The following is a 26,540-nucleotide window of genomic DNA, read 5'->3' on the forward strand; positions in this document are numbered from 1 at the left end:
TGGCCGTTACACACCATTCGGGCGGATTCGTGCCGATACGGCTGACCGCCACGTCGGGCACGGCACGGGGACCCGCGTTCGTGGACGGCGGACCGCCCTCGTGATGCACGGTACGCCGAACGACCGGAGGATGCCGGTACCACGGGCGGAGAGGAGGACCGGGTGCGGATCGGGGAACTCGCCGACGCCACCCCCGCGCGTCGCGACCGCTACGTCGACCTCCTGCGGGCGTCCGCCATCGTCACGGTGGTGATCGGCCACTGGCTGGCGGTGATGATCACCTTCCGCGACGGCCGGCTGGGCGGGGAGCACGTGCTCGCGGTGCTGCCCTGGACGCGGTGGCTCACCTGGCTGTTCCAGGTGATGGGCCTCTTCTTCCTGGTCGGCGGCTACGCCAACGCGGCCTCCTGGCGCTCGGCCCGCAGAAGGGGGGAGGGCTACGCGGACTGGATGGGATCGCGGGCGGACCGGCTGCTGCGGCCCACCACGCTGTTCGTGGCGATCGGCGTGGTGGCCGCCGCGGTGGCCCGGCTGGCCGGCGTCGATCCGGACCTGGTGCGGCTCGCCGCCTGGGTGGTGGCCATCTCGTTGTGGTTCCTCGCGGTGTACCTGATGATCGTGGCCCTCACGCCCGCGATGCTGGCCGCCCACCGGCGCTGGGGCCTGATGGTCCCCGCGGCCCTCGCCGTGATCGCCGGCTGCTTCGACGCCCTGCGGCTGAGCACGGGCGTCGGCTACCTGGGGGTGGCCAACTTCCTGGTCGTCTGGCTGGTCCTTCCCCAGCTCGGCTTCGCGTGGCAGGACGGCACCCTGACCCGTACCCGGGCCCGCCCCTGGCTGTTGTTCCTCGGCGGATCGGCGGCACTGGTCGTGCTGACGACGGCCGGGCCGTATCCGGTCAGCATGGTCGGCGTACCAGGGGCCCGGATCCAGAACACCTCGCCGCCGACGGTCGCGCTGCTCGCCCTCTCCGTGGCGCAGACCGGCCTGGCCCTGCTGCTCGCCGGCTTCGTGCGTCCCTGGCTGGACCGCAGGCGCGTCTGGATGGTGGTGATCGCCGTCAACGGGGTGATCATGACGTTGTTCCTGTGGCACATGGTCCCGGTGCTCGTGGCGGCGCTGGCGCTCTACCCGACCGGCGTCATGCCGCAGCCGGAGATCGGCTCGGGGCGCTGGTTCGCCTGGCGGCCGGTGTGGGTGGCGGCGTGCGCCGTGCTGCTCGCGGTGCTGGTCGCGGTGTTCGCTCCCGTGGAGCGCCCCCGCCGCCGCAAGGGCCCCTCCGAGGACGGCGCCCTTCCGGCGAAGGGGTCCGCCGTGGCCCTGGTGCTGGCCGGTACCGCGGCGACCTGCTTCGGGATCTTCCGGCTCACCGTGGACGGCTTCCAGGGCGCGGGGCCCGCGGGCGTCCCCCTGCTGGGCGTGATCATGTACGGCGCGGGGCTGCTGGCGTTCTGGGCGGCGCGCCGCGTACGGTCCCCGGCCTCCGGCGGTGGGGGCGGTGGTGATGCCGGGGGAGGTGGCGACGGCGCCGGGGGAGGTGGCGACGGCGCCGGGGGAGGCGGTGACGGTGGCGGGGGTACGCCGTGATGCGGTCCGCGCCGGGGGCGACGACACCGGGTCCGAGGCCCGCGTCACCCTGCGCTGCTGCGGCCAATGAAGTGTCCCGCCGGCACGGACGACCCGTCTGCGCTGTCGTACCGCGCTGCTATATCTGGGGCATGACCGCCTTCCGCGACTTCAACTTCAAGCTCCTCGTCGTCGAGAAGCTCATGTACTGGGACAAGACCCTCGTCCCGGCGTTCAGCCTGCGCCGGCTCATGGCGGAGCGAGGCGTGGAGGACCTGCACGACTACGCCGAGGAGCACGACCTGGAGTACCAGGTCTTCGACGAGGCCAGGGCCTACTTCGAGGCCCTGGAGATACCGGCGGAACTGCTGGCCACGGTCGAAGAGTTGACCTTCGACGGCGGGCATCAGGTCTATATGGAGTGTGCCCCGGTGTGGGACGGCGAGGACGACCTGTTCAACGTGCGGTCGCTGGAGGACCTGGACCTGCTGCCGAACCTCAAGGTGTTCACCGGTGTGCGCGCCCTGGAGCACATGATCCCGGGCGCGAAGGACGTCCTCGCCGCGCGGGGAATCACCGGCCGCTACTAGCCACCTCGGTGGTCCGGTCACGTCGGTCGTCCCGGCCGAGCGGTCACCGCGTCGTCGGGCCGGCGGGCGGGGCGGCCGCGCGGTCGGCACGGGCGGCGGTCGAGGCCGCGGTGACGACGGTCTCGGTGATGCCGGGGCCCTCGGTCCCGCTCCCACTGGCCGCTATCGCGGTGAGGACCGCCAGGACGGCGGCGAGCCCGCCGATGCCGAAGGCCTCGCCCCAGTCGACGTCCAGGATGCCGATGCCGTCGGCGCTGATCGCGCCGAGGGTGCCCTGGGCGAAGGTGCGGACCGCGCGCTCGGCGGTGGCCTTCCAGAACGCCTTGGTGGTGAGACTGCTCATCTGCGGAGGTCCCCTCTTGCGGGTGGGTGGACGTAGCCTCCCTCTTCCTCCTCCGCGCGGAGATATCCCCAACTGGCCGTCGCGTAAGGCGTCCTGTCCGGTGACCGGTTGCCGCCGACGGTCACCGGCGGCCGTCCGCCGCCTCGCCCGCGGCCTCCCGTCTGCGGGCCCCTCGCGTTCGTACGCCTCCCTTCCGAACCGTCGTTCCCAGCGCCGGGCCGAGCGGTAGGCACGGGGCCTGGGCGGGAGCGGGTCCGAAGGGTGGCGCCAGCTGGTGCCCGCGCCGGTGGCGGCGGTGGTGTCAGGCGTCGTCGGGCCGGGCCGTGGCGTGTTTCACGCCCGAGCGCGCCTCGACGGCGTCGGCGCCCTGGACGTCCTGCCAGAAGGGGTGGGTGGTCACGAACACCGCCAGCTCGTGCTCGCGGCGGCGCAGCTTCTCGACGTAGGCCTGTTCGTCCGGCGACCACCCGGGGGAGGCAGGGCGCTCGACCTTGCGCCAGCCGTTGTCGTCGCTGAAACCGTCGTGGGGCGCGACGGACCAGGGAAGACGCTTCAGGAGGGCCGAGAGCTCGGCCCTGACCTGATGCAACTCCGCCTGACCGTCGAGCAGGTCGCTCGGGAAGTCGTAGGTCTTGGCCACATCGACAATGCTACGCCTGTTCGATTTCTTGAAGCGAGTTCGACCCGTCGGTTTCCCTCGAACGGGTGTCCCTCGTTGTCGACGTTTGATCGGGCGTCGGCGAAAAGTCCCTGGTGGCTCACGACGGCCGGGTCTAGGTTGCGCGGCATGACGGACGAAGGATTCAGGCATCCACGGCTCGCCGCGCTCTACGATCCGCTCGACCCCGACCGCGGTGATCTCGACGCGTACCTGCGGATGGCGGAGGAGTTCGGGGCCCGCCGGGTTCTGGACATCGGCTGCGGAACGGGTGTCTTCGCGCTCCTGCTGGCCGACCGGGGGGTGGAGGTGACCGGCGTCGATCCCGCCGGCGCGTCCCTCGACGTCGCCCGGGCCAAGCCGGCGGCCGGGCGGGTCCGGTGGATCCACGGCGACGCGACGGATCTGCCGCCGCTGCGGGTGGACCTCGCGACGATGACGGCGAACGTGGCCCAGGCGATCGTCGACCCCGAGATGTGGGCCGGGACGCTGCGAGGGGCCCACGCGGCTCTCCGGCCGGGCGGACGGCTGGTGTTCGAGACCCGTGACCCGGCGCGGCGCGCCTGGGAGGGGTGGACCCGGGAGGCGTCGTGGGCAGTGACGGAGGTCGAGGGGGTGGGCGCGGTCGAGACCTGGTTCGATCTGGTCGAGGTGAGCCTGCCGCTGGTCACCTTCCGCGGGACCTACGTCTTCGTCGCCGACGGGGCGGTGCTGACCTCGGACTCGACACTCCGCTTCCGGGAGCGTGACGAGGTGGAGCGGGACCTCGCCGACCACGGTTTCGTGCTGGAGGACGTGCGGGACGCGCCCGACCGGCCGGGGCGGGAGCTGGTGTTCGTGGCGCGACGGCCCTGACGGCGGAGGATGGCCGGGGGCCCGCGTCCGAGCGTCCCCGTCTGCGCGGAAACGCTTCCGCGGTGGGCGGTCCGCGCGACACTTGACGTATGTGCCGCAGCATCAAGACGCTCCGTCCGCCCGTGTTGCCGGGCGAGGCCACGGAGGAAGAGATCAGGGCCGCCGCGCTGCAGTACGTGCGGAAGGTCTCGGGGTTCCGGGCGCCCGCTGCCCACAACCGCGAGGTGTTCGACGCGGCGGTGGACGCCGTCGCCGAGGCCACGGCCGAGTTGCTCGCCCACCTGGAGGTGAGAGGGAGCAAGGCTCCGGCCCCGACCGCGTAGGCGTTTCTCCCGTCGGCAGCGGGGCTGCCGTTGGCCAGGGCTGCCCCACCCGCGCTGCCGTTCGCCGGGGTCGGCATGCCGTCCGCCGGGAAGGTCGGCCGGGCGGGTCGTCGGCCGGGCCCGAGTCCGGGTGAGGCTGGTCGTTCTGTGCGCTCGGGCGGGGCGGGATCGGTTGTCCTGTGGGCGTGGCCGAGGTGACGCCGGTTGTCCGGCGGGCCTGGCCAGGTCGCGGTTCGCCCGTCCGGCGCGGGCCCGGCCCGGGGCGTGGCTGGTCGTCCGGTGCGGGTCCGGCCGGGGTGGGGCCGTCCGGTGGGCCCGCCGGCTCGGCACACCCGTCGGCCACGTCGGGCCGGCGCCCGCAGGGGTTCGTGGCTCGTCGGGTCCGCCGTACGCCTGCGCGCGGTGGGCGGACTCCGTGCGCTGGGCCGAATGGGGGACAGACCTCGCATAATGCAGCAACCGGGCCAATGCGGTGCGTACAACGGAGGTGCAAGTCCATCGGGACGCGGAAACGTACCTTCCGGGCAATCGCTTGGGGTGCGCCGCGTCACGCCGTCCATGGAGGGGATCATGCGCATCCGCCAATTCGCCGCTACCACAGTCGCCACCCTGGCGCTCGTCGCGGGTCTGGGCGCGGGCACCGCGTCGGCCGCGCCGGCGACCTCGGCCGCGGCCACCGCCTCGGCCACGCAGAGCGTCAGCGCGGACCGGCACTGCCACCGGCACAACGGTCACGACCACTGGCGTGGAGACCGTTGCCGCGACCGCCGTTGTCACAACCACCGCGACCACGGCCGTCACCACTGGCGTGGCGAGCGTTGCCGCGACCACCGGCACCACGGCCGTGACCACCGCTACGACCGCGACCGCGACCGCTACGACCGCGACCGTTACGACCGTGACCGCTACGACCGCGACCGCTACGACGGCCGCCACCACGGTCGCCGCTGACCTCGACCGACCTGACCCCCGCCCCTGCCGGCCTCAGCCGGCAGGGGCGGGGGCGTGTCCGGCACGGGCCGGGCGGTAGGGGCCGCGCCCCTCACGTGCCGTGCGGACGTCCCCAGGTGGGACCGGCGGGGGCCGCGCCGCCCGCCTCGGGCACCGGACGGCGCAGCAGGAGCGCGGCGGCCGAGCCGGCCAGGAACAGGGCGAGCACCGACACCGCCGTGGCCAGCCAGCCCGCGCCCAGCCACTCGCCGCCGAAGTAACCGAGGGCCACGCTGTAGCCCGCCCAGCTGATCCCGGCCAGCACCGACCAGGGCAGGAACTCGCCCACCCGTCGCTGCGCCACGCCCGCGCCGAAACTGACCACCGAACGGCCCGCGGGGGCGAAGCGGGCCACCAGGACGAGCGCGCCGCCGCCGCGCGCCAAGGCGGCGCCCAGGCGGGCCTGCGCGGTGCGCAGCCGGCGTGAACGGGCCATCACTTGGTCCAGCCGCCGCCCGCCGCGCAGGCCCACCCGGAACGCGGCCAGATCACCGAGGACCGAGGCGGTCGCCGCGCAGACGAGCAGGACCAGGAGATCGGGAAGGGCGGTGGCCGCGGCGGCTCCGTCCACCCCGTCGGCACCCACGGCGGCCGCGCCGGTCTCGGCAGCGGCAGCGGTGGCCGCAGCGGCGACCAGGATGCCGCTGGGCAGAACCGGCAGGAAGACGTCGAGCAGGATGGAGGCCGCGATCAGCCCGTAGATCCACGGACTGGTGGCCAGCGTTCCGGCACTCTCCCACACGGCTTCCTCCCGGACCTCTCTCCCGGCTGGTGCCGGGCCGCGGCGTCGCAGGGGGCGGCAAGGGCGGCCGATGGCGGACAACTGGCAAAGACTACGCCGATCAGGTGATTGGCGTGCATGAGGGGCACGTATGCCCGCAAGATCACGTTCCTCCTTGTGCCGGTGCCCGACGAGCGCGGCGCGGCCGCCTCACGTATCAACGGAGGTGCAGACCGACGGTGAGCAGTGACGACAGCGAGGAGCGGCAGAGATGGCGGCTTGGGTCGGAGTGTGCGCGGGGGTCGCGGCGGCGGCCGTACTGGGAGCAGGCGGGGTGGCCGTCGCCGACGACGGCGGGCAGCACGGGAAGAGCGGTCGGCCGGGATACACGATGACGACCGACGGAGTGTTCGCCGGGAAGAAGAAGGCGACGACGGCGTTCACCTACGACAAGAAGCTGGTGCCGGTCGGCTCCTGGGTGGAGGTCGGCCAGCGGACGGCGGTCGACGGGGCGACCACGGTGACCCTGCGGGCCAAGGGGCTGAAGGCCGGTCACACCTACGGGGTCCACGTGCACACCAAGCCGTGTGCCGCCGACCCGGCCGCGGCGGGCGGGCACTACCAGCACCGGCCGTCCACCGACCCGTCCGCGGTGAACCCCCGCAACGAGGTCTGGCTGGACTTCACGGCGGACGGCAAGGGCTCCGGCAAGGCGACGGCCCACCACGACTGGGGCTTCCGCAAGGGCGGCGCGTCCTCCGTGGTGATCCACGACAAGCCGGGTTCCTCCGGAGCCAGGGTGGGTTGCTTCACGGTGCCGTTCGGCTGGACGACCGCGCGCTGAACCGACGGCCGGTCAGGGCGCCCAGCGACAGGGCGCCCGGGCCGGACACGGCCAGAAGGAGGAACGACCAGCAGAAGAGGGTGGCCGGTTCACCGCCGTTCTCCAGGGGCCACAGCCCGCGGGCCTGGTGGACGCCGAAGTACGCGTAGGCCATCGAGCCGGAGCAGATCAGGGCGGCGGTACGGGTGCCGAGCCCGAGCAGGACGAGGCTGCCGCCGACCAGTTGGATGACGGCGGCGTACCACCCCGGCCAGGCGCCGGCCGGGACGGTACCGCCGGTGCCGTGGGCTCCGCCGAGGACGCCGAACAGGGACGCGGCCCCGTGGCAGGCGAAGAGGAGACCGGTCACGACGCGGAAGAGAGCGAGCACGTGGCGACGGGCGGCAGCGGTCCCCTGGTCCACCACGACGGCGAGCGAGGCGAACGTGCCGCCGGTGGACGCGGTGGACGCGGTGGACGCGGTGGACGCGGTGGACGCGCCGGCCGCGCCGGGCGTGGCAGGCACGGCGGCGACGGCCACGGGGTCGGTGGCGGGACCTGCGGCGACGGATGCCTCGGGGGCAGTCCCAGGAGGCTGAGTGGCGCCTGCCGACCCGGATCCCGGCCCCGGCGCGGACCCGGACCCGGAGCCGGGGTCGGGGTCCGGGGCGGGCTCGACGGCACAGGTCGCCCCGGGCGTCACCCCGGCGGCGGCCGAGGCTTCCGGTTCAGGCGCTGCCGCAACCGGAGCCGTGGCTGCGGCTGCGGCTGCGGCTGCGGCAGCGGGTGCGGTGGCCGTCGCCGGCTCACCGGGGGTCCGGGTGCACGGCGGGGGAACGGTGGCCGCCCGGGAGGGCGAGGCATCGGTGACGGAACCGGACATGGTGGCCGGTGCCGGGATCGACGCGGAGTCCGCGTCGTGCGGGGGCTGGGGCATGGGGGGCTCCTCGGAGTGGGCCGATCGACGTCAGTGTGATCGGACCGAGGAGCCGCGCCCCGGCCGTGGCCCGCCAGGTCACCGGGGAGAGTGAAGGCGGAACCGCGACCGGGGCGCCGGGGCCGGGCGGGAGACGGCCCGGCGCGTCAACCGCCAGGAGGGAGGGACGCGCCGAGCCGGTTCGGCACCCGGAGGGCCGGTGGCCGCAGGCGGGTCGAGGTGCCCAAGGCCGGTGGTCGACGCTCGACGGCGTCGGCCGGGTGGTGGGTCAGCAGCTCGCCAGGTAGCTGGTGAGGGCGCTCTTCTCGGCGGAGTCCACCGAGAGGTCGTAGTAGTACTTCACCTGCACCCAGGCGCGCACGTAGGTGCAGCGGTACGCGGTGCGGGACGGCATCCAGGTGCCGGGGTCCTGGTCGCCCTTCGCCTGGTTCACGTTGTCGGTGACCGCGATCAGCTGCGGGCGGGTGAGGTCGTTGGCGAACGCCTGGCGCTGCGCGGTGGTCCAGTTGCGGGCGCCGGAGTCCCAGGCCTCGGCCAGCGGCACCATGTGGTCGATGTCGACGTCGGAGGCGAGGCTCCAGGTGGCGCCGTCGTAGGGCGAGTACCAGCTGCCGCTGGTGGCGGCGCAGGCCGAGTCGGTGACGACGCCCGAGCCGTCGCGCTTGAGGACGGTCTCGCGGGTGTTGCAGGCGCCGCTGATGGTGATCCAGTGCGGGAAGAGGTCGCGGCTGTAGCCGGTGCGGACCTCGGTCTGGACCGGGAGGGCGGCGAGGTAGCTGCGGGCGGTGGCGGCGCTGACGGGCGTGGGGAGGGCGGCGGAGGCGCTCGGGGCGGTGAAGAGGCCCAGCGAGGCGAGAAGCCCGGCCAGCGCCGTGACTATGCCGAACCGGCGGCCGTGACGCGCGTAGAACTTGGGCATGCGGAGTCCCTCGAGTGGTGGGGATGCGAAACGCGGACGGACGGCATGCTCTTCGCGTGACGTTGCCGGCGGATGAGCAGCCGGTGAGAAGTTAGCGACGCGTACATGCCACGACAAGAGGCCGGAGGCGGTTCCGGCGGGTTCGCCCGGATGTTCACACCGCACGTTCACGTACGATGGGCGCAGCGGAAGGGGAGTAGCCCTACGCCGGGACCGTCGACATACTGCTCAGCTCGCTGAGCCGGCGCCCGGAGGCCGTGGACCGGTGAGAACCGGAACGGCCGGCGAGACCTTCGGCAAGCAGTGCATACCCGTGTACATCCGTGTGTGCTGCCGTGCCGAGGTGTTCGCGATCGCGCAAGCTCTCGGCGGGGTGGCCCGACCGATTGAGGAACTGTGATCAGCATTGGTGTGACGGCGCTCGTCTTCGGCGTCGTCTTTCTCGCGGAGCTCCCCGACAAGACCGCTCTGGCCGGTCTGGTGCTCGGGACGCGTTACCGCGCCTCCTACGTCTTCGCCGGCGTCGCGGCGGCCTTCCTGGTGCACGTGGTGCTCGCCGTGGCGGCGGGCAGCGTGCTGACGCTGCTGCCGCAGCAGATCGTGCACGCGATCACCGGTGTGCTCTTCCTCGGCGGCGCGGCGGTGCTGCTGTTCAAGAAGGGCGAGGACGAGGAGGAGGTCCGCAAGCCGGAGAACCAGTCGTTCTGGAAGGTCTCCGGGGCCGGCTTCATGCTCATCCTGGTCGCCGAGTTCGGTGACCTCACGCAGATCATGACGGCCAACATGGCGGCCCGGTACGACGACCCGCTGTCGGTGGGTCTCGGGGCCGTGCTGGCGCTGTGGTCGGTGGCCGCGATCGGCATCCTCGGCGGCAAGGCGCTGATGAAGAAGGTCCCGCTGGAGCTGATCACCAAGATCGCCGCCGTGGTCATGCTGGGCCTGGGTCTGTGGAGCCTGTGGGAGGCCGTGACCGGCTGAGCCGAGGGTTGGCGTGTCCACATCGTGGACCCCCGGCTGGCGTGGAGCGCCACGGTTTTGTATCGTTGAGGAACAAAGTGGTTCCCGCTCGTCACCCCCTGACCGGCGGGCGGGGCCACCTTGGTTTTTCTCCCTCGTGTCTGGAGCCGTGCCGCATGGGTGCCGCCGTAGAACTGTCCGTACGCGCCCTGCTGCTCGACATGGACGGGACCCTCGTCAACTCCGACGCCGCGGTCGAGCGCGTCTGGCGCCGCTGGGCGGCGAGCCACGAGCTGGACGGCGACCTCGTGATGAAGGTGGCGCACGGCCGCCAGGGGTACTCCACGATGGCGCTGATGCTCCCCGACCGCCCGATGTCGGAGAACTACGCCGACAACACCCGGCTGCTGGCCGAGGAGACCGCCGACACCGACGGTGTGGTGGCCGTGCCGGGCGCCCCCGAGTTCCTGGCCTCGCTGCGGGACGTCCCGCACGCCCTGGTCACCTCGGCCGACGTGGGGCTGTCCACCGCGCGCATGGCGGCGGCCGGGCTCACGGCGCCGGAGATCAAGGTCACCGCTGAGGACGTCGCCGTCTCCAAGCCGGATCCGGAGGGCTTCCTGAAGGCGGCCGCGGAGCTGGGGATCGCGCCGGAGGACTGCCTCGTCTTCGAGGACTCCGAGGCCGGGATCGCCGCGGGCAAGGCCGCCGGCATGCGGGTGGTCGGGATCGGTCCGCGGGCCCGCGCGTACGCGCCGGACGTGGTCGTGCCCGACCTGCGGGCGATCCGGGTGTCACACGCGGGCGACGGTTCGGTCCTGGTCAGGGCGGAGCAGGACTGACGCCGCCCCCGGGCCGACCGCGAAAGCCCGGACGACCGGCGAAGGCCGTCCGACCGCGAGAGACCGCAGGACCTAAGAAAACCGCGTGACCGCACGAGAATCACGTGCTGCCGCGCAAGGCGTGACAGCGCGAAGAACCACGTGACGCCGCGCACGGCGTGACGGCGCGCAGGACCACGTGACGCGCGACCACGTGACGCGCGGCACCGCGGAAGCCCGCGACGCGGGCCGTGTGCCGCCGTCGTCGCGGCGAACGGGCAGGCCCATGACGGGCGCTGCCGATCGACCAACCGGGCCCGGCCCACCACCGCCCGCCGGCCGGGCCCGGTTATCCATGTCCGCGCCGCTGGCGCCGTCTCCGGCGGGTCGGCGGTTCCCCGCCGGGTACCGGCGGGTCAGCGGCCCCACCGGGAGCCGTCGTCGCGCTGTCCGTCGTCGTCCCGCTGTCCGTCACGGCGGCCGCCGTTGTCGCCGTCGCCCTCGGTGATGGCCTCCAGGGCGGCCCGGGTGGCCGCACCGTAGACGCCGTGCTCGTCGTCCTTGATGCCGTTGATGTACTGGAAGGCGCTGACCGCGTTGCGCACCTGGTCGTCGTAGCGCCCGTCCGCCCGGCCGCTGTAGAGCCACAGTTCCGCGAGGCGGCGCTGGAGCTCCACCACCTCCGGGCCGCTGTCGCCGGGGCCCAGTGAGCCGGAGACCAGCGTGGTGCCGCTCTCCGTGCCGTCGGCGGGCCGGGAGGCCGAGGTGCTGGAACGTTCCGGCTCGGGGGACCGCGAGGCGTCCGTGGAACGCGACGGGTCGGCCGAGGCCTCGGCCGAGGTGCTCGGTGACGGGGAGGGCGAGCCGCTCCGCGTCGCCGCGGCCGCCGGTGTGCCCTCGGCCGTCGCATCGGCGTCGTCCTGGGTCGGGTCCACGTCCGGCACGCTCGCGCGTTGCGGCATCGAGGTCGTGCGGGACGGCACCTGGTACGAGAAAAGCCCGCTGGTGACGCCGGCGATCACCGCGCCCACGCCCACCACGGACCCCGCCGTCACCATGGCGACCCGCCGCTTGGGCGTCCGGCGGCGGCGGTGCGCGCCGCGCGCCGCGGCGTCCTGCCCGGCCCCCGGTTCCGTGTCCAGTGTCCCGGCGGCCTCCGGCGGCTCCGCCCCGGCGTACGCGGGCCCGGGGCCGGAGGCGGCCGCCACGCCGAGCGCTCCGTGCGGCGGGTGGCCGTCCGGGCCCTGCGGGGCGGTGTGGGTCTCGTGCGGGCCGTGGCCGGCCCCCGGCCCCGGCTGCTCGGGCGGCAGGGGGCCCGCGAGGGTCACCTCGGAGTCCCGGGCGGCGACGATCTCCCCCTGGATCACCCGCGGCTCCTCGCCCGGCGCCGTACCGGACGATCCGCCGGACGCCCCGCCCAGGCCGACGTACGGCCTCACCCGCAGCGGGTCGAAGTCCTCCGCCTCGGCGGTCTCCCGCTCGCGCGCCTCACGCAGCGCGTCGGCGGCCCGCAGCGCGCAGGCGCAGGACGGGGTCCGGTCCGCCCGGCGCGGCGTACCGCACCCGGGGCAGTCGTTCCCCTGGTTCTCGTTCACGCGACGGTCCCCTCCCCTGTAAATCTCCCGTGATTATGCAGATTTTCAGACCACACGAATACGCAGCCCCACAATTCCCGGCCGTCCCGGAGGACTCAACAGGCCATAACGGGTCACTCCGGCCACGATGGATGTGTAGGTCGAGAGCCCGGGAGGACCCATGGCCGACGACGCACAGCGGAGGACCGACGGCGCACAGGCCCGTGCGGGGCACGCGCGCTCCGGTGCGGGACCGCCGGACGAGCAGCGGGCCGCCCCGGCCGCCGGCGGGGCCGCGGGGCACGCTCCGGACGCCGCCGGCCGGCCCGGCCCGCCCGGCGACGGGGATCCGCACCTGCACGGCGGCGTGCCCGACGAACCCAGCCACGTGGCGCCCAACGTCATGGTGTCGATCGGCGCGCTGCTGCTGGGCATGCTGCTGGCCGCGCTCGACCAGACCATCGTCTCGACCGCGCTGCCCACCATCGTCAGCGAACTCGGGGGCCTGGAGCACCTGTCCTGGGTGGTCACCGCCTACATGCTGGCCGCCACCGCCGCCACCCCGCTGTGGGGCAAGCTGGGCGACCAGTACGGGCGCAAGCGCCTCTTCGAGACCGCGATCGTGATCTTCCTGGTGGGCTCCGCGCTGTGCGGGATGGCGCAGAACATGCCCCAGCTGATCGGCTTCCGTGCCCTTCAGGGACTGGGCGGCGGCGGCCTGATGGTGCTGGCCATGGCCATCGTCGGCGACCTCGTGCCGCCCCGCGACCGGGGCCGGTACCAGGGGCTGTTCGGCGCCGTCTTCGGCGCCACCAGCGTGCTCGGCCCGCTGCTCGGCGGACTGTTCACCCAGCACCTGAGCTGGCGCTGGGTCTTCTACGTCAACCTGCCGCTGGGCGTCGTCGCGCTGGCCGTGATCGCCACCGTCATGCACATCCCGCGCCGGCGGGAGAAGCACCGCATCGACTACCTGGGCACCCTCCTGATCGCCTCGGTCGCCACCTGCCTGGTGCTGGTCGCCTCGCTGGGCGGCACCACCTGGGCATGGGGCTCCTGGCGGATCGTCTCGCTCGCGGTACTGGGCGTGGTGCTCGCGGTCGCCTTCGTGGCCGTCGAGCGGCGGGCGGAGGAACCGGTGCTGCCGCTGAAGCTCTTCACGATCCGCACCTTCAGCCTGACCGCCGCGATCAGCTTCATCGTCGGCTTCGCGATGTTCGGGGCGATGACCTACCTGCCGACCTTCCTCCAGGTCGTGCACGGCATCTCGCCGACCATGTCCGGCGTGCACATGCTGCCGATGGTGGTCGGCCTGCTGCTGGCCTCCACCGCCTCCGGGCAGGTGGTCAGCCGTACCGGGCGCTGGAAGGCGTTCCCGGTGGCGGGCACCCTGATCACCGCGCTCGGCCTGGTCCTGCTGCACCTGCTGGACGTGAACAGCTCGACCTGGGTGATGAGCGCGTACTTCTTCGTCTTCGGTGTCGGTCTCGGCCTGGTCATCCAGGTGCTGGTGCTCATCGTGCAGAACGCGGTCTCCTACCAGGACCTCGGCGTCGCCACCTCGGGCGCGACCTTCTTCCGCTCCATCGGCGCCTCCTTCGGCGTGGCGGTGTTCGGCACGGTCTTCGCCGGACGCCTCGAGAACAAACTGGTCAGCGCCTTCAGCGGCGTCACGCTGCCGCCCGGGGTGAGCGTGGAGAGCCTGAAGGCCGACCCGCGCGGCATCGGGGCGTTGCCCGCCGCGCTGCGCGACCGGGTCCTGGGCGCCTACTCCGACGCCATCACCGACGTCTTCCTCTACGCCGCCCCGGTCGCCGCCCTGGCGTTCCTGCTGGCGCTCGCGCTGCGCGAGGACCCGCTGCGCGGTTCGGTGACGGCGCCGGACGGCACGGAGACGCTGGCCAGCAACCCCGTGTACCGCTCCTCCCGCGACGAGGCGGCGCGAGGGCTGTCGGTGCTCGCCAGCCGCGAGGGACGACGCGACGTCTACCGGGGGATCACCGAACGGGCCGGCTACGACCTGGTGCCCGCGGCGAGCTGGCTGCTGCTGCGCACCCGGCGCCACGGATGGACCGAACCCGCCGTGCTGGCCGAGTACAGCAAGGTGCCGCTGGAGCGCATCATGGCGGCCGGACGGCAGGTCGAGGAACGCGGCCTCGCGGTCCGGCGCGGGATCAATCTCGAACTGACGCCCGCCGGGCACGAGGTGGCCGACCGGCTGTCCCGGGCGCGCGAGGAGTCCATGGCCGAACTGCTCGGCGACTGGTGGGGACCCGACCGGCCCAGGGACCTGATCCAGCTGGTGAAGGAACTGAACGGCGAGCTGTCCGGATCGGACGCCGAACGTCCGCGCCGGGCCGGCGGCTCCACCTCGCACCGCTACTGGCGGGCCGCCTGACCGACACCGGGGAACCTCCGCGAGCGCGCCCTTCCGCCTGCCCCGCCCCGAAAGCGCCGTTTGAGCGATGAGGCCGAGGCAAGACGAACGGGACGAAGCGGTCCGCGTGCAGAGCGGGCCGGGAGCGACCCCGGAAGGCATCCATGTCCAAAGGCGTGATCATCGCTCTGATCGTCGTCGTGGCCGCCGTCGTACTGATCGCGGCCTTCCTCGCCAAGTCCCGCAACGCCAACGGCGGCCGGAACCTGCGCAGGCGATTCGGGCCGGAGTACGAACGCACCGTCGCCCGTCACGACGGCGACACCGGCGCCGCAGAGCGCGAACTCTCCGCCCGCGTCGAGCGCCACGGTCAGCTGCGCACGCGACCGCTGGAGGCGGCCGAGCGCCAGCAGTACGAGACCCGGTGGGCGGCCGCGCAGGAGCGCTTCGTCGAGTCGCCGCGCGAGTCGGTGGCCGAGGCCGACCGCCTGCTCGCCGAGGTGGCCGCCGGCCGGGGCTTCCCGGGCGGCAACGACTACGACGAGCAGGTCTCCGCGCTCTCCGTCCACCACCCGCACCACGTGAACGGCTACCGGCGCATCCACCGCGCCGCGCTCGCCGCCGCGGGCGGCGCCGCGGACAGCAGCTCCGCCACCGAGGAACTGCGCGAGGCCCTCGTCGAGGCCCGCGCGCTCTTCGACGAACTGATCCACGACCGCGGCCACCGCACGGGCTCCACCACCGGCGCCCGCGACACCTCCCACGGGCAGCACGGGAGCGACGGCGGCACGACCCGGTCCCACCTGCCCGGGGCCCTCACCCGGAACCACGCGAAGGGGAGCTGACGCATGAGCGACCGCATGACAGACCGCATCACCGAACGACTCACCGGCCGTACCCACGACGACCGCACCACCGAGCACGGGACCGACGGCACGACGGACGGCGCCCACCGCGCGACCGACGGACAGCACGCCGACGGCCTCGGCACCGACGGGCAGTACACCGACGGCCACGGCGCCGACGGGCAGCACACGACCGGCCAGAACGGCAACGGGCAGTACGCGGCCGGCCAGAACGGGGGCCAGTACGGCGACGGCGCGTACGGCGCGCAGAACGGCGACGGCCAGTACGGTCACGGCGCGTCCGACACCGCCGTCACGCCGGTCCGCCCGCTCAGCGACCCGGGCGTCCCGCCGACCGCGGACAACCACGACCTGCGCGACGAGCACGACCGGTCGGCCGGCCAGGGCATCAAGGACGGCAAGATCTTCCAGGACGGCCACGACACCACAGACGGCCTCGGCGCGCGGAGCGGACAGGGCACCCCGGACACCGCCGGCGCCGCGGGCACCGGCGCCCACAGCGTCGGCACGGACGACCTCGGCGCCCGGGGCGCCGGCGTCCCCACGACGGACTCCTCCACCACGGGCACCCAGGACACCCTCGGCGCCCACACCACGGCCCACACCACCTCGCACGGCACGGGCACCGCGGTCGGCGGGCCGTTCGGCGGCGTCACCGGTGCGCACGACGGACCGCACGGGCACAGCGACGCCGCCCAGGGCGACCCGTCCTACGGCGACGCCTCCCACGACGCCACCACGTACGGCGCCACGAGCCACGGCACCCCGACCCATGGCGACAGCACCCATGGCGACGGCGTCCATGGCGACAGCACCCATGGCGACGGCATCCATGGTTCCGGCACCCACGGTGGCGAGAAGGCCCACGGCGGCCTGACCCATGGTGGCGGCGCACAGGGCGGCAAGCACCACACGGACGACGGTCCGGGCGAGACCCTGCACCGCCTGTTCCCGCACGAGGACACCGACAAGATGTCCACCCGCCTGCACCACGTGGTCGGCGGCTTCGTCGACGAGCCCCGTGGCTCGGTGGCCGAGGCCGAGAAGGTCCTGGACGAGGTGTCCGAGCGCCTCACGTCCTGCCTGGCCGCGCGGCGCCGCACGCTGCGCACCGCCTGGCACTCCCTGGGCGACGAGACGGCCGACCCGGCCGCCGACACCGAGCAGCTGCGGCTGATCCTGCGCGACTACCGCGAGCTCACCGAGCGGCTGCTGCGCCTCTGACCCACGCGGCGCACCGCAGAGCTCACCCCCGCCGGGCCCGCCGCTCGGCCAGCACGCCCTCCACGTCGAAGGGCTTGCGGCCGAGCGGCGGGCCCGGCGGCGGCTTGTACATCATGTCGCGGATCCGGACGTTGACGTCCTCGAGGATCTTGCGCGCGGCCCGCTCCGACGGCGCGTCCAGCGCGGCCTCGTAGGCGTCCTCCGCCTCCTTGCGCAGGGCCAGCGCCGGGGGCAGGACGGACAGGCCCTCGCGGGCCATCTTCCGCTTCACCCACCACAGGTCGTCGTGCGTGGCGCCCAGATCCGGCAGCGGCTTCCCGGCACCCGGGAGATCGGCGAACTCCCCGCGGGCCTCCGCCTCGCGGATCTGCCGGTCCACCCAGGACTCGAAGTTCACACCCGGCGGCTTGCGATCGGTCATGGGTCCATTGTCCAGGAGAGGCCGACCGGGGGACGAGCGGCATCCGGCCGATCTATCATCGGCACCGGTCCCGCCCGTACGCACCCGAGGAGCTGAGCGCAGTGCTCGAACTGACCATGGCGGCCGTCTCCGGCACCGACGAGGGCGCCACGGCCGGCATGCAGATGGCCGACGCGCCCAGTGCCCCCGGCTCCATCCTGCGGGTCGGCCGCGACAAGGCGGTCTGCCGGCTGGGCACCCCGTCGGACTGGCTGTTCGTCTCGCGGGTCCACCTCGAGTTCCAGTACGGGTCCGACGGCGCCTGGCACCTGACCTGGCTGCGCGGCTCGCAGCCGGACCCGTCCTCGGAGGTCGGCGTCCTCATGGGCGGCGTCACCCACCCGGTGCCCTACGGCGGCTCCGTCGCCCTGCCGCCCGGCGGTTCCGGCGAGGTCGTCGTCCAGGACCGCACGTCCCCCCGCAGCGTCAACGTGGGCTTCTACCACGAGGTGTGATCGGCGCCGCCGGTGCAGCACCGGCGGCGGAGGCGGGCGCTCCGTCAGGAGACCACCCGTGCCAGCGCGAAGCCGTCCCAGCCCTTGGTGCCCACGGTCTGCAGCGCGGTGCCGCTGAGGCGCGGGTGCCCGGCGATCAGCTCCAGCGCCTCGCGGGTGCCGCGGACGTCCGGCGCGTCGCTCCCGGCGTCGGCGATACGGCCGGCGCGCACCACGTTGTCGACGACGATCAGGCCGCCCGGCCGGGTGAGCCGCAGCGCCCACTCCACGTAGCGCGCGTTGTTGACCTTGTCGGCGTCGACGAAGACCAGGTCGAACGGGGGCGGGTTCTCGTCGGCCAGTCTCGACAGCGACTCCAGCGCCGGGCCCACCCGCACCTCCACGACGCCGTCCAGGCCCGCCCGGGCGAGGTTCCCGCGGGCGATCTCCGCGTGCCTCTCCTCGTACTCCAGCGTGACCAGGCGGCCGTCGGCGGGCAGGGCGCGCGCCATCCAGATGGTGCTGTACCCGGCCAGCGTGCCGATCTCCAGGATGTTCCGCGCGCCCTGTGTCTCGGCCAGCAGGCGCAGCAGTTTCCCGGCGGTGGCCGAGACGCTGATCGGCGGCAGACCCGCCGCCTCCGCGTCGCGCAGCGCCGCGGCCAGCGCCTCGTCCTCGGGGGCGAGCAGGTGGGACAGGTAGTCGTCGACGTCGTTCCAGCGAGCCGAGTCGCTCATCGGGCGTGACCCTTCCTCAGGATGCGGGGCGGGCGGGCGGGCCGTGCGCCCACCCGTTGCGAGGATTGTCGTCCGGCCGGGCCGCCCCGGGCGGGAGCGCCGCAGGTGTTCGGGCCCTCCGCCGGGTCAGTCCTGGACGCGGCCGAAGCGCGGGCCGGAGGAATCGGCGGTCACCTCGTAGTCGGCGGCCCTCCCGCCCTCGCGGATCGTCCGGCAGACGTGCCCGGTGGGGGCCCCGTCGTCGACGGCCTCGGCGACCGGCATCTTCTCGCAGCTCAGCGTCATGCCGGCGGACCCGCCGAACTGCTCCCAGAACGCGTGGTGGACGCGCTCGGCGACCAGCAGCCGCTTCTTCGGCTCGGCGCGGTACGGGGTGAGGATGTCGCCCTCCTCGTAGGACTCGCCGATGGTGACGGTGTAGGGGATCTCGACGCCCTCGTAGGTCACGGTGCACGCGCTGGAGGCGTTCGCCCTCCGGGTGACGCCGTCGGGGCAGACCGCGGTGGTCCTCCCCTCCACCAGGGCGTCGCTGAGCAGGTCCCCCTGGAGCGCGTACTCGACCTGGCTGACGAAGTCGGCGCCGCTGCCCGGTTTGCCGGGCGGGTCCTCCATGTCCGAGCCGCTCGTGGCCACGCCCTTCTGGGGGCCGGTGATCCGCACCGCCAGCGGGCCGGTGTCCGCGGTGGAGCGGGCCGGCGCCGGGCTGGAGGAGGCTCCCGGCTTGTCCGCCGGGCCGCCCGTGGCCGCCTCGTCCTCGGGGCCGCAGCCGGCGGTCAGCAGCACGGCGGCCGTGACGCCCAGGAACAGTCGGGGAATTCGTCGCATGGCCGAAACCCTACAAATCCGTCCGACGCGGCGGGGCGGAAACGGAGTGCTGTTACCGGGCGGGCGGTAAATCGGTTGGCGGGCCGGGGGCGCGTCGTCAGGATCGAGGCATGCACCGCACGCACACCCCCGCGCCGACCCCGGCCCCGTCTCCCTCCGCGACCCCGTCGCCCACGCCGCCGCCCGGTCCTCCTGGTGCGCTGCCCCGCACGGGGCGCGTGTCCGGGACCTGGTCGGTGGCTGTGGAGGACGTGGGTTCGGCCGACGCCGTCGCCCTGTGGAGCGCGTACTACACGGAGGTCAGCGACCGCTGGTACCTGCTCCACGAGGGCCGGCGCACCGATCCGGAGGAACTGGCGCGGGAGATCGCCGCCGACGCCGGGGAGGCGCTGCGGCCACCGGACGGCACCCTGCTGGTCGCGCGGCACGACGGCGTGGCGGCGGGGACGGCGGGCGTGCGACTGCTGGATGCCGAGGCCGGCGTCGCCGAGCTCAAGCGGGTGTTCCTGCTGCCCGGGTTCCGCGGCAGGGGCGGCGCGGCGCCGCTGGTCGGAGCGGCGGAGGACGCGGCCCGGGCGCTGGGCGCGCGGCGCATGATCCTGGACACCCGCAGCGACCTGGTCGAGGCGAGGGCGCTCTACGCGCGGCTCGGCTACCGGGAGACCGCGCCGCACAACGACGACATCTACGCCGAGCACTGGTTCGCCAAGGAACTCCTCCCGCCGGACGGGCCGCCTGCCGACCCCGGAGCGCCGACGCCCTGACGTCCCGGACGGCCGGCCCTCCGCAAGACCGGCAGTTTCGCCGATGCCGTGGGCGGACGGGCGGCGCGACTCTGGGCGGCGTCGGTTTCCCCACCCCCGTTCGGAGGGTTCCATGCGCCGCCCCCTGCGCCGTCTCCTCGGCGTCCTCGCCGCCTTCGCCATCGCCTTCACCGTCTCCGGTCCCGCCGCCGCGGCCCCGCGGACCTCGGCGGCCGAGGTCACCCCGCTGAGCACCAGCACGCCGGTGGTCTTCGTCCACGGCTACACCGGCAACGCGTCCAACTGGGTGACCGCCATGTCGGTGTTCCGCGCCAAGGGCTGGTCCAGCGACAGGCTGTTCGCCTACGAGTACAACTCCTACGGCAACAACGTGAGCAACGCCCAGGGCCTCGCGTCGTTCGTCCAGAACGTCAAGTCGCGGACCGGCGCGAGCAAGGTCGCCGTCGTCAACCACTCGATGGGCGGCCTGGTCAGCCAGTACTACCTGAAGGTCCTCGGTGGCAACGCCAACGTCAGCCACCTCGCCTCGATCGCCGGCGCCAACCACGGCACGACCTACGCCGGCGCCTGCCTGATCTACGTGACCTGCCAGCAGATGTACCCGGGCTCCTCGTTCATCTCCCAGATCTCCTCGGGCGACGAGACGCCCGGCAGCACCGCGTACGCCACCTGGTACTCGGCCTGCGACGGCATCATCCTCCCGTACACCAGCACCCGGCTGGAGGGCGCCGACAACAACCCGGTGCTCTGCCAGACGCACATCGGTTTCCTCGCCGACACCTCCGTGCTCGGCGACATCGCGGACTTCATCTCCTGACGCGGTCCACGCCACGGAAAAGGGCCCGGCCCCCGCGCACGCGGGGCCGGGCCCTGCCGTTCCCGTGCGTCCCTCAGGGCTTCTCGAAGGTCACCGGCGCCTCGAACGCCGCCTGCCGCGTCGCCCGGCGCAGCGCCCGCAGGACGGCCGGCCCGACGGTCACGCTCAGCACGGCGGTGAGCAGGGCGCGGCCGAGGTCCCAGCCCATCGACGTGGTGAGGCAGTAGGCCGCGAAATGGGCCAGGTTGACGGTGAGCGGGGCGCCGGGGACGGGCGCGACGGCCGGGGCGATCTGGCCCGTCATGAACGGCCAGCCCCACAGGTTCATCAGCGTCCCGTAGCCGAAGGCGGCGAGGAACCCGTAGGCGGTGAGCACCGCGATCTCCGCCCGGCCGCCGAGCCGGCGGGGCAGCAGGCCCGCGCCGAGGGTGAACCAGCCCAGCGAGAGCATCTGGAACGGCAGCCAGGGGCCCACCCCGCCGGTCAGCAGGGCCGAGGCGAAGAGGGTCACCGATCCGAGGACGAAGCCGAAGCCGGGGCCGAGGACCCGACCGGCCAGGACCATCAGGAAGAACGTCGGCTCCAGTCCGGCCGTGCCCGCCCCGATGGGCCGCAGCGCGGCGCCGGCCGCGGCGAGCACGCCCAGCATGGCGACGGCCTTCGCGCCGAGGCCCGACTCGGCGATGGTGGCCGTGGTGACGGCGACCAGGAGGAGCAGCAGCCCGGCGAACAGCCAGGGGGCGTCCTGCTGGTGGGCGGCGACCGAGGAGCCGGGCGGCGCCAGCAGCGGCCACAGGAAACCGGCCAGGCCGACGCAGCTGACCAGCAGCAGGGTCAGTGCGGAGCGCCCGCCGAGACGGACGGCACGGGTGCGGGCGGGCGCCGCGGCGGGGGCGGCCGCCGGGGCCGGCGTCGGGGGTGCGGCGGTCATGCCAGCGCCTCCCTGACCTGGCGCACGGTCAGCCAGCGCTGCGGTGCGAGGACCTTGGTCACCTGCGGGGCGTAGGCGGGCAGCGCCAGCACCACCTCGGCGGTGGGGCCGTCGGCGACGACCTCGCCGTCGGCGAGCATCACCACGCGGTGGGCGAGGTCGGCGGCCAGTTCCACGTCGTGGGTGGCGAGGACCACCGCGTGCCCCTCCGCGGCCAGCCGGCGCAGGTGGCCGACCAGGCGGGTCTTGGCCGCGTAGTCCAGGCCGCGGGTCGGCTCGTCGAGCAGCAGCAGCGGCGGACGCGCGGTGAGGACGACCGCCAGGGCGAGGGTGAGGCGCTGGCCCTCGGAGAGGTCGCGGGGGTGCGTGGAGTCCGCGATGCCCGGCAGGAGTTCGCTCACCAGGGCCCGGCAGGAGCCGGGCTCGGTGCCCGCGTCGCGGTCGGCGGCGGCGCACTCGGCGGCCACGGTGTCCGCGTACAGCAGGTCGCGGGGCTCCTGCGGGACCAGGCCGACCCGGCGGACCAGGTCACGCGGCCGGGTGCGGTGCGGGACGGCGCCACAGGCCAGCACCACACCGGAGGCCGGCTCCACCAGGCCGACCAGGGCGGACAGCAGGGTGGACTTGCCGGCGCCGTTGCGGCCCATCAGGGCGACGGTCTCGCCCGGCGACACGGTGAGCGACACCGACCGCAGCGCCTCAAGGGTGCCGCGGCGCACCACCAGCCGGTCCACCACGGCGGGCACCGGGGCGGCCTCCGCGGCCGCCGGGGTTGCCGTAGCGGCACGCGTCTCGTCGGAGGTCCCCGGCGCCGGCGGGGGAGTGACCGCGGCGGCGCCGGCCGCCCCGACCGGGCCGGGGGCCGGCTCCGCGGTCCGGCGGCGCGCGGGCCACCAGCGGCGGCGGGCGGGACCGGAGGTGAGGGCGGGTACGGCGAGGGCGGCGGGCACCGGCACCGGAGGCGTCGTGTCGTCGGCGGCGGCGAGCCGTTCCCGCAGGCCGGAGGCGGTGCGGCGGGCGTCGCGGACGGTGAGGGGGAGCGGGGACCAGCCGGCCAGGCGGCCCAGCTCGACCACCGGCGGGAACACGGGGGAGGTGGCCATCACCTCGGCCGGGCCGCCCACCACCGGGGCCTCGCCGGGGCCCGGCAGCAGCACCACCCGGTCCGCGTAGTGCACGACCCGCTCCAGCCGGTGCTCGGCCATCAGCACCGTGGTGCCCAGGTCGTGCACCAGCCGCTGGAGCACCGACAGGACCTCCTCGGCGGCCGCCGGGTCCAGCGCGGAGGTCGGCTCGTCCAGGACCAGCACCCGCGGGTGCGGGGTGAGCACCGACCCGATGGCGACCCGCTGCCGCTGCCCGCCGGACAGCGTGGAGAGAGGCCGCTCCCGCAGGTCGGCCAGACCCAGCAGGTCCAGCGTCTCCTCCACGCGGCGGCGCATCACGTCCGGGGCGAGGCCCAGCGACTCCATGCCGTAGGCGAGTTCGTCCTCGACGGTGTCGGTGACGAAGTGCGCCGTCGGGTCCTGGCCCACCGTGCCGACCACGTCCGCCAGTTCACGTGGCTTGTGGGTGCGGGTGTCACGCCCGGCGACCGTCACCCGGCCGCGCAGGGTGCCGCCGGTGAAGTGCGGCACCAGGCCGTTCACCGCGCCCAGCACCGTCGACTTGCCGACACCCGACGGGCCGACCAGCAGGGCGAGTTCGCCCTCGGGGATCGAGAGGTCGAGCCCTCGGACGGCGGGTTCGCGCGCGCCGTCGTACGTGACGGAGACGTCCTCGAAACGGATCACGGTCGTCGGTCCTTGCCGTTCGGTACGGAGGCGGGCGGGGGCGCGGAGACGGAGGTGCCGGCGGGCGCGGAGGCGGAGGTGCCTGCGGGGCCGGTGGGCGGGCGCGGGGCGAGGAAGGCCGGCAGCAGCCCCAGCAGCACGGCGGCGGCGGGCCACAGCGGGAGCACCGGCGCGGTCGGCGGCGTCACCGGGGGGAGCAGGGCCGCCGGGTCGTGCGCCGCGGCGAGGACCGTCAACGCGGCCACCGCGACGCCCGAGCCGGAGACCAGCCAGGCACGCGGCCCCCACCGCTCGGGCCGGTAGCGGGTGCGCGGGGTGCGGCGGCCGCCCAGCCACAGCCCGGCCAGCGCGGCCGTGATCCCGGCCAGCAGCAGCGGCAGCCCGTACACCCCGCCGACCGCGCTCAGAAGGCCGTACGACCCGGCGGCGACGCCGAGCAGCCCGCCCAGGGTGAGCGCCGCCGTGACGCGCCGCTCGGCGACGGGCACCGCGGCGGTGCGGCCGTAACCGCGCGCGTCCATCGCCGCGGCCAGGGCCACCGAACGGTCCAGCGCGCCCTCCAGCACCGGCAGGCCGACCTGGAGCAGGCCCCGCACACCCCGGTCCGGCCGCCCGCGCAGCCGCCGGGCGGCGCGCAGCCGCAGCACGTCGCCGATCAGGTGCGGCGCGAAGGTCGTCGCGACGACCACCGCCACCCCCACCTCGTAGAGCGCCGCCGGCAGCGCCTTCAGCAGCCGCGACGGGTCCGCGAGCGCGTTCGCCGCGCCCACGCAGACCAGCAGGGTGGCCAGCCGCAGCCCGTCGTACAGGGAGAACAGCACCTCCTCGAGGTGCACCGGGCCGCCCAGGCGCATCCCCTGCGCCCAGTCGGGCAGCGGCACCTCGGGGAGGCGGAACAGCAGGTGGGTGCCGGGGATCGCGGTGCCGAACACCAGGGAGAACACCAGCCGGATCCCCAGCACCAGCAGACCCAGCTTGACGAACGCGCCGTACGAACGCGCCCAGGGGGCGTTCGAGCGGCAGGCCATGACCACGTAGGCGCTGACCCCGATCAGCAGGGCCAGCAGCAGCGGGTTGCGGGTGCGGGAGGCCGCGACGCCCAGGCCCAGCGCCCACACCCACCAGGCGCCCGGGTGCAGCGCGGAGGCGCGGGCCCTGGCGGCGTCCCGGTTCGCGGTCACGGTCATCGCTGTCGTCCCGTCATCCCCGCCGGCGCCGGGCCTGCCAGACGGCCGCGCCGCCCAGCACCAGCACGGCGCCCGCGCCCGCCCACAGGCCGAGCGAAGGGCCCGGCTCGGAGGCCTCGGCGGCCCCGGAGTCGGTACCCGGGTCGGCGTCGGCGTCGGCGGAGCCCTTCGCGGCGGCGTCGTCGGAGCGGTCCGCGGTGGCGACCTGCTCGCCGCAGCCCTGCCGCGGGTAGCCCTCGATGGCGCACAGCATGGCGCTGCTGTCGTAGCGCAGCGGCGCGGCCACGGCGGCCAGCGCGTCCGCGGCGGAGGCGTCCTCGGCCACGCTCGCGCAGACGGTGCGGCCCGCGGGCGGCTTCTCGCCGCCGGGCGCGTCCGACGCGGTGCCGAAGTCGATCACCAGGGCGATCCGCTTGCGGCCGTCCCGCTCGGGGGTGCCGTCACAGATCTCCGCGAACGGCTTGCTGTTCCGCGGGGTGGCCGCGTCGGCGGAGTCCTCGCTGACCGAGAAGCGGAAGCCCTGCGTGGACCCGTCCTGCGGGCGCAGCGTGGCCGGGCCCTGGGTGGCGTACGCCCACTTCTGCCCGTCGAGCTCCCAGTAGGACCAGTACCGGTACCCGGCCGCCTGGGCCGTGCCCGCGCCCTGCGTGAGCAGGGCGCAGGTCAGCGGCGCCAGGACGGCCGCGGCAAGGGTGCGCGGAAGCCTCACGGCCGGCGCTTCCGGACCGTCAGCAGCAGCGCCGCGGCCACCAGGAGCACCAGCACGGCGCCACCGGCCCACCACACGGCGGGGGAGACGCCGTCCTCGGCGGGCGTCTTCCCCGCCGGCTTCGCGTCGGTCCGGTCGGCCTTCGGCTCCGGGCCGGTGGCGTTCAGCAGCTTCACCAGGTCCTGTCCGCCGAAGTCGCGCGGGTCGGCCCCCATCGCCTCGGCGGCCAGGACCAGCTGGGCGTAGGCGGCGGGGCCGGTCTGCTTCGCCCAGGCGACGCCGTTGTCCCGCAGGTGACCCAGGGCCTTCTCGGCCTGGTCGGCGTGACCGGTGGAGGCCAGCGCGATCACCGCGTCGGCGGTGTTGCCGAGGTCGGGCTGCGGGTCGGCGCCCGGCAGCGCGGAGGTCAGGTGGCCGTCCTCGGTGAGCGGCCCGGCCAGGTAGGCGGCGCCGTTCTCTGCGGCCTGCTCCGGGGTCGTCGCCTCGGCGCACTTCGCGGCGGAACCGGCCGGCTTCGCCTTCTCCCCGCCGAGACCCGCGCCCAGCGAGCCCAGCACCGCGGCGGCGGTGGCGTCCGCGTTGGCGAGCAGCTTGCCGGACTTGTCGGGCTGGTAGGCGAAGGCGCCCGCGTCCTTGCCCTCGCAGGGCAGCGCGAAGGTCAGCAGCGCGTCTTGGGGCGACTTGCCGCCCTTGACGGTCTCGGCCGGCTTCCTGCCCGCGGCGGCCAGCGCGCCGGTCACCACGGAGGTGGAGTTGGCGTCGGAGGGGGTGCCGGGGTTGTAGCCCCAGCCGCCGTCCTTGTTCTGCACGGAGGCCAGCCAGTCGACGGCCTTGCCGACGACGTCGTCGTGCCCGCCGAGCGCGGCCAGCGCCTGCACCGCGGCGGCGGTGCTGTTGCTGTCCACCATGGTCTTCGGGTCGCAGGCCCTCGACGGGGCCGGGCGGAACGCGGCGAACGAGCCGTCGGCGCACTGCTGTCCGGTCAGCCACCCGACCGCCTCGGCGGAGGGCTTCACGCCGGCGGCGTCCTGGGCGAGCAGGGTCAGCGACTGGCGCCAGACGCCGTCGTAGGTGGGGTCGGTGGAGCCGTGGAGACCGGCGGGTATCTCCGGGGGCGCGGACGGCGACGCGGCGGGCGCCGGGTCGTCGGCGAAGGCGGCCGGGGCCGTTCCGGCGCCGAGTACGGCGGCAGCGGCCAGGACCGCTGCGGCGCGGCGAACGTTCATGATCGGCGGAGTGCCTCTCCCTGTGGGGGAGCCAGGCAGCGACGGGCGCAGGGTGCGGGCCCGGCGGCTCGGCTCCGTATACCTCGACGGTGCCGGCCACCGGCGGGAGCCGGCGG

28 protein-coding genes are annotated in these 26,540 nt (G+C 74.4%); 14 read left to right on the forward strand and 14 right to left on the reverse strand.

What is annotated here, in order from left to right; genetic code table 11:
- Positions 1–162: 162 nt before the first annotated feature.
- Entirely contained in the window at positions 163–1,587 is a 1,425-nt protein-coding gene (locus ABT026_RS19260) for an acyltransferase family protein (protein ID WP_351115815.1), read from the forward strand.
- A gap of 131 nt (positions 1,588–1,718) precedes the next feature.
- Positions 1,719–2,156: a DUF6892 domain-containing protein gene (locus ABT026_RS19265; protein WP_351115816.1), complete on the forward strand. Its 438-nt coding sequence runs from the start codon at positions 1,719–1,721 to the stop codon at positions 2,154–2,156.
- A gap of 43 nt (positions 2,157–2,199) precedes the next feature.
- Here the strand turns inward: ABT026_RS19265 and ABT026_RS19270 are convergent, their stop codons facing one another.
- Both ABT026_RS19270 and ABT026_RS19275 read right to left on the reverse strand, forming a co-directional pair.
- Entirely contained in the window at positions 2,200–2,499 is a 300-nt protein-coding gene (locus tag ABT026_RS19270; protein WP_351115817.1) for a holin, read from the reverse strand.
- A 301-nt stretch (positions 2,500–2,800) separates the two neighbouring features.
- The gene (locus tag ABT026_RS19275) at positions 2,801–3,139 is read right to left on the reverse strand and encodes a DUF8825 domain-containing protein (RefSeq protein WP_351115819.1); all 339 of its coding nucleotides are present in this window, start codon (positions 3,137–3,139) and stop codon (positions 2,801–2,803) included.
- 147 nt (positions 3,140–3,286) lie between these two features.
- Between ABT026_RS19275 and ABT026_RS19280 the strand changes: the two genes are divergently transcribed.
- The 3 genes from ABT026_RS19280 (at position 3,287) to ABT026_RS19290 (ending at position 5,286) form a co-directional block, all read left to right on the forward strand.
- Positions 3,287–4,012: a class I SAM-dependent methyltransferase gene (locus tag ABT026_RS19280; protein WP_351115820.1), complete on the forward strand. Its 726-nt coding sequence runs from the start codon at positions 3,287–3,289 to the stop codon at positions 4,010–4,012.
- 89 nt (positions 4,013–4,101) lie between these two features.
- A complete protein-coding gene (locus ABT026_RS19285) occupies positions 4,102–4,335 on the forward strand; it encodes a DUF2277 domain-containing protein (protein WP_351115822.1) in 234 nt (77 codons plus the stop codon).
- Positions 4,336–4,905: 570 nt separating this feature from the next.
- Positions 4,906–5,286: a hypothetical protein gene (locus ABT026_RS19290; protein ID WP_351115823.1), complete on the forward strand. Its 381-nt coding sequence runs from the start codon at positions 4,906–4,908 to the stop codon at positions 5,284–5,286.
- A 91-nt stretch (positions 5,287–5,377) separates the two neighbouring features.
- Here the strand turns inward: ABT026_RS19290 and ABT026_RS19295 are convergent, their stop codons facing one another.
- Entirely contained in the window at positions 5,378–6,067 is a 690-nt protein-coding gene (locus ABT026_RS19295) for a DedA family protein (RefSeq protein ID WP_351115824.1), read from the reverse strand.
- Between the two features lie 250 nt (positions 6,068–6,317).
- Between ABT026_RS19295 and ABT026_RS19300 the strand changes: the two genes are divergently transcribed.
- On the forward strand, positions 6,318–6,890 hold the full coding sequence (locus tag ABT026_RS19300) for a superoxide dismutase family protein (protein ID WP_351115826.1): 573 nt from the start codon (positions 6,318–6,320) through the stop codon (positions 6,888–6,890).
- On the opposite strand, the gene ABT026_RS19305 is transcribed toward ABT026_RS19300, so the two are convergent.
- Together ABT026_RS19305 and ABT026_RS19310 are read right to left on the reverse strand one after the other, a co-directional pair.
- The gene (locus tag ABT026_RS19305) at positions 6,856–7,293 is read right to left on the reverse strand and encodes a DoxX family protein (RefSeq protein WP_351115889.1); all 438 of its coding nucleotides are present in this window, start codon (positions 7,291–7,293) and stop codon (positions 6,856–6,858) included. The genes ABT026_RS19300 and ABT026_RS19305 overlap by 35 nt on opposite strands.
- A 781-nt stretch (positions 7,294–8,074) precedes the next feature.
- Positions 8,075–8,725 carry an HNH endonuclease family protein gene (locus ABT026_RS19310; protein WP_351115827.1) on the reverse strand — a complete coding sequence of 217 codons (651 nt, stop codon included), beginning with the start codon at positions 8,723–8,725 and terminating at the stop codon, positions 8,075–8,077.
- Positions 8,726–9,121: 396 nt separating this feature from the next.
- On the opposite strand from ABT026_RS19310, the gene ABT026_RS19315 reads away from it, so the two are divergent.
- Positions 9,122–9,703 carry a TMEM165/GDT1 family protein gene (locus ABT026_RS19315; RefSeq protein ID WP_351115828.1) on the forward strand — a complete coding sequence of 194 codons (582 nt, stop codon included), beginning with the start codon at positions 9,122–9,124 and terminating at the stop codon, positions 9,701–9,703.
- Positions 9,704–9,858: 155 nt separating this feature from the next.
- A complete protein-coding gene (locus ABT026_RS19320) occupies positions 9,859–10,524 on the forward strand; it encodes an HAD-IA family hydrolase (protein ID WP_351115830.1) in 666 nt (221 codons plus the stop codon).
- 395 nt (positions 10,525–10,919) lie between these two features.
- Here the strand turns inward: ABT026_RS19320 and ABT026_RS19325 are convergent, their stop codons facing one another.
- The gene (locus ABT026_RS19325; protein WP_351115832.1) at positions 10,920–12,098 is read right to left on the reverse strand and encodes a peptidoglycan-binding protein; all 1,179 of its coding nucleotides are present in this window, start codon (positions 12,096–12,098) and stop codon (positions 10,920–10,922) included.
- 160 nt (positions 12,099–12,258) lie between these two features.
- Between ABT026_RS19325 and ABT026_RS19330 the strand changes: the two genes are divergently transcribed.
- The 3 genes from ABT026_RS19330 (at position 12,259) to ABT026_RS19340 (ending at position 16,541) form a co-directional block, all read left to right on the forward strand.
- The gene (locus ABT026_RS19330; RefSeq protein ID WP_351115833.1) at positions 12,259–14,472 is read left to right on the forward strand and encodes an MDR family MFS transporter; all 2,214 of its coding nucleotides are present in this window, start codon (positions 12,259–12,261) and stop codon (positions 14,470–14,472) included.
- 143 nt (positions 14,473–14,615) lie between these two features.
- Positions 14,616–15,296, forward strand: a complete 681-nt coding sequence (locus ABT026_RS19335) for a hypothetical protein (protein ID WP_351115834.1) — start codon at positions 14,616–14,618, stop codon at positions 15,294–15,296.
- Between the two features lie 3 nt (positions 15,297–15,299).
- Complete coding sequence (locus tag ABT026_RS19340; protein WP_351115836.1) at positions 15,300–16,541, forward strand: hypothetical protein; 1,242 nt, start codon at positions 15,300–15,302, stop codon at positions 16,539–16,541.
- Positions 16,542–16,563: 22 nt separating this feature from the next.
- On the opposite strand, the gene ABT026_RS19345 is transcribed toward ABT026_RS19340, so the two are convergent.
- Entirely contained in the window at positions 16,564–16,962 is a 399-nt protein-coding gene (locus ABT026_RS19345) for a DnaJ family domain-containing protein (protein WP_351115837.1), read from the reverse strand.
- A 101-nt stretch (positions 16,963–17,063) separates the two neighbouring features.
- Between ABT026_RS19345 and ABT026_RS19350 the strand changes: the two genes are divergently transcribed.
- On the forward strand, positions 17,064–17,456 hold the full coding sequence (locus ABT026_RS19350; protein ID WP_351115838.1) for an FHA domain-containing protein: 393 nt from the start codon (positions 17,064–17,066) through the stop codon (positions 17,454–17,456).
- Positions 17,457–17,500: 44 nt separating this feature from the next.
- Here ABT026_RS19350 and ABT026_RS19355 read toward each other — a convergent pair whose 3' ends face one another.
- Together ABT026_RS19355 and ABT026_RS19360 are read right to left on the reverse strand one after the other, a co-directional pair.
- On the reverse strand, positions 17,501–18,172 hold the full coding sequence (locus tag ABT026_RS19355) for an O-methyltransferase (protein ID WP_351115839.1): 672 nt from the start codon (positions 18,170–18,172) through the stop codon (positions 17,501–17,503).
- A gap of 126 nt (positions 18,173–18,298) precedes the next feature.
- A complete protein-coding gene (locus ABT026_RS19360) occupies positions 18,299–18,997 on the reverse strand; it encodes a hypothetical protein (protein ID WP_351115841.1) in 699 nt (232 codons plus the stop codon).
- A 236-nt stretch (positions 18,998–19,233) separates the two neighbouring features.
- Between ABT026_RS19360 and ABT026_RS19365 the strand changes: the two genes are divergently transcribed.
- Together ABT026_RS19365 and ABT026_RS19370 are read left to right on the forward strand one after the other, a co-directional pair.
- Positions 19,234–19,761 carry a GNAT family N-acetyltransferase gene (locus ABT026_RS19365; protein ID WP_502968009.1) on the forward strand — a complete coding sequence of 176 codons (528 nt, stop codon included), beginning with the start codon at positions 19,234–19,236 and terminating at the stop codon, positions 19,759–19,761.
- A 112-nt stretch (positions 19,762–19,873) separates the two neighbouring features.
- Entirely contained in the window at positions 19,874–20,578 is a 705-nt protein-coding gene (locus tag ABT026_RS19370; RefSeq protein WP_351115842.1) for an esterase/lipase family protein, read from the forward strand.
- A 73-nt stretch (positions 20,579–20,651) separates the two neighbouring features.
- Here ABT026_RS19370 and ABT026_RS19375 read toward each other — a convergent pair whose 3' ends face one another.
- Genes ABT026_RS19375 through ABT026_RS19395 form a run of 5 tightly spaced genes read right to left on the reverse strand, consistent with a single transcriptional unit; the run spans position 20,652 to position 26,424 of the window.
- On the reverse strand, positions 20,652–21,509 hold the full coding sequence (locus ABT026_RS19375) for an ECF transporter S component (protein ID WP_351115843.1): 858 nt from the start codon (positions 21,507–21,509) through the stop codon (positions 20,652–20,654).
- Complete coding sequence (locus tag ABT026_RS19380; protein ID WP_351115844.1) at positions 21,506–23,302, reverse strand: ABC transporter ATP-binding protein; 1,797 nt, start codon at positions 23,300–23,302, stop codon at positions 21,506–21,508. The genes ABT026_RS19375 and ABT026_RS19380 overlap by 4 nt, the downstream gene beginning before the upstream one ends.
- The gene (locus ABT026_RS19385; RefSeq protein WP_351115846.1) at positions 23,299–24,489 is read right to left on the reverse strand and encodes a CbiQ family ECF transporter T component; all 1,191 of its coding nucleotides are present in this window, start codon (positions 24,487–24,489) and stop codon (positions 23,299–23,301) included. Before ABT026_RS19385 ends, ABT026_RS19380 begins: the two co-directional genes overlap by 4 nt.
- Positions 24,490–24,502: 13 nt before the next feature.
- Positions 24,503–25,198 carry an SCO2322 family protein gene (locus ABT026_RS19390; protein ID WP_502968010.1) on the reverse strand — a complete coding sequence of 232 codons (696 nt, stop codon included), beginning with the start codon at positions 25,196–25,198 and terminating at the stop codon, positions 24,503–24,505.
- A complete protein-coding gene (locus ABT026_RS19395) occupies positions 25,195–26,424 on the reverse strand; it encodes an SCO2321 family membrane protein (RefSeq protein WP_351115848.1) in 1,230 nt (409 codons plus the stop codon). The genes ABT026_RS19390 and ABT026_RS19395 overlap by 4 nt, the downstream gene beginning before the upstream one ends.
- Positions 26,425–26,540: the final 116 nt, after the last annotated feature.

Source organism: Streptomyces sp. NPDC002734 (genome assembly GCF_040295685.1).
GTDB lineage: Bacteria > Actinomycetota > Actinomycetes > Streptomycetales > Streptomycetaceae > Streptomyces.

Excerpts from the sequence above, each read along its gene's own strand:
- ABT026_RS19265 (WP_351115816.1), top strand. The coding sequence starts at position 1,719 with ATGACCGCCTTCCGCGACTTCAACTTCAAGCTCCTCGTCGTCGAGAAG.
- ABT026_RS19270 (WP_351115817.1), bottom strand. The coding sequence starts at position 2,499 with ATGAGCAGTCTCACCACCAAGGCGTTCTGGAAGGCCACCGCCGAGCGC.
- ABT026_RS19280 (WP_351115820.1), top strand. The coding sequence starts at position 3,287 with ATGACGGACGAAGGATTCAGGCATCCACGGCTCGCCGCGCTCTACGAT.
- ABT026_RS19285 (WP_351115822.1), top strand. The coding sequence starts at position 4,102 with ATGTGCCGCAGCATCAAGACGCTCCGTCCGCCCGTGTTGCCGGGCGAG.
- ABT026_RS19290 (WP_351115823.1), top strand. The coding sequence starts at position 4,906 with ATGCGCATCCGCCAATTCGCCGCTACCACAGTCGCCACCCTGGCGCTC.
- ABT026_RS19300 (WP_351115826.1), top strand. The coding sequence starts at position 6,318 with ATGGCGGCTTGGGTCGGAGTGTGCGCGGGGGTCGCGGCGGCGGCCGTA.
- ABT026_RS19310 (WP_351115827.1), bottom strand. The coding sequence starts at position 8,725 with ATGCCCAAGTTCTACGCGCGTCACGGCCGCCGGTTCGGCATAGTCACG.
- ABT026_RS19320 (WP_351115830.1), top strand. The coding sequence starts at position 9,859 with ATGGGTGCCGCCGTAGAACTGTCCGTACGCGCCCTGCTGCTCGACATG.
- ABT026_RS19330 (WP_351115833.1), top strand. The coding sequence starts at position 12,259 with ATGGCCGACGACGCACAGCGGAGGACCGACGGCGCACAGGCCCGTGCG.
- ABT026_RS19335 (WP_351115834.1), top strand. The coding sequence starts at position 14,616 with ATGTCCAAAGGCGTGATCATCGCTCTGATCGTCGTCGTGGCCGCCGTC.
- ABT026_RS19340 (WP_351115836.1), top strand. The coding sequence starts at position 15,300 with ATGAGCGACCGCATGACAGACCGCATCACCGAACGACTCACCGGCCGT.
- ABT026_RS19345 (WP_351115837.1), bottom strand. The coding sequence starts at position 16,962 with ATGACCGATCGCAAGCCGCCGGGTGTGAACTTCGAGTCCTGGGTGGAC.
- ABT026_RS19355 (WP_351115839.1), bottom strand. The coding sequence starts at position 18,172 with ATGAGCGACTCGGCTCGCTGGAACGACGTCGACGACTACCTGTCCCAC.
- ABT026_RS19360 (WP_351115841.1), bottom strand. The coding sequence starts at position 18,997 with ATGCGACGAATTCCCCGACTGTTCCTGGGCGTCACGGCCGCCGTGCTG.
- ABT026_RS19370 (WP_351115842.1), top strand. The coding sequence starts at position 19,874 with ATGCGCCGCCCCCTGCGCCGTCTCCTCGGCGTCCTCGCCGCCTTCGCC.
- ABT026_RS19375 (WP_351115843.1), bottom strand. The coding sequence starts at position 21,509 with ATGACCGCCGCACCCCCGACGCCGGCCCCGGCGGCCGCCCCCGCCGCG.
- ABT026_RS19385 (WP_351115846.1), bottom strand. The coding sequence starts at position 24,489 with ATGACCGTGACCGCGAACCGGGACGCCGCCAGGGCCCGCGCCTCCGCG.
- ABT026_RS19395 (WP_351115848.1), bottom strand. The coding sequence starts at position 26,424 with ATGAACGTTCGCCGCGCCGCAGCGGTCCTGGCCGCTGCCGCCGTACTC.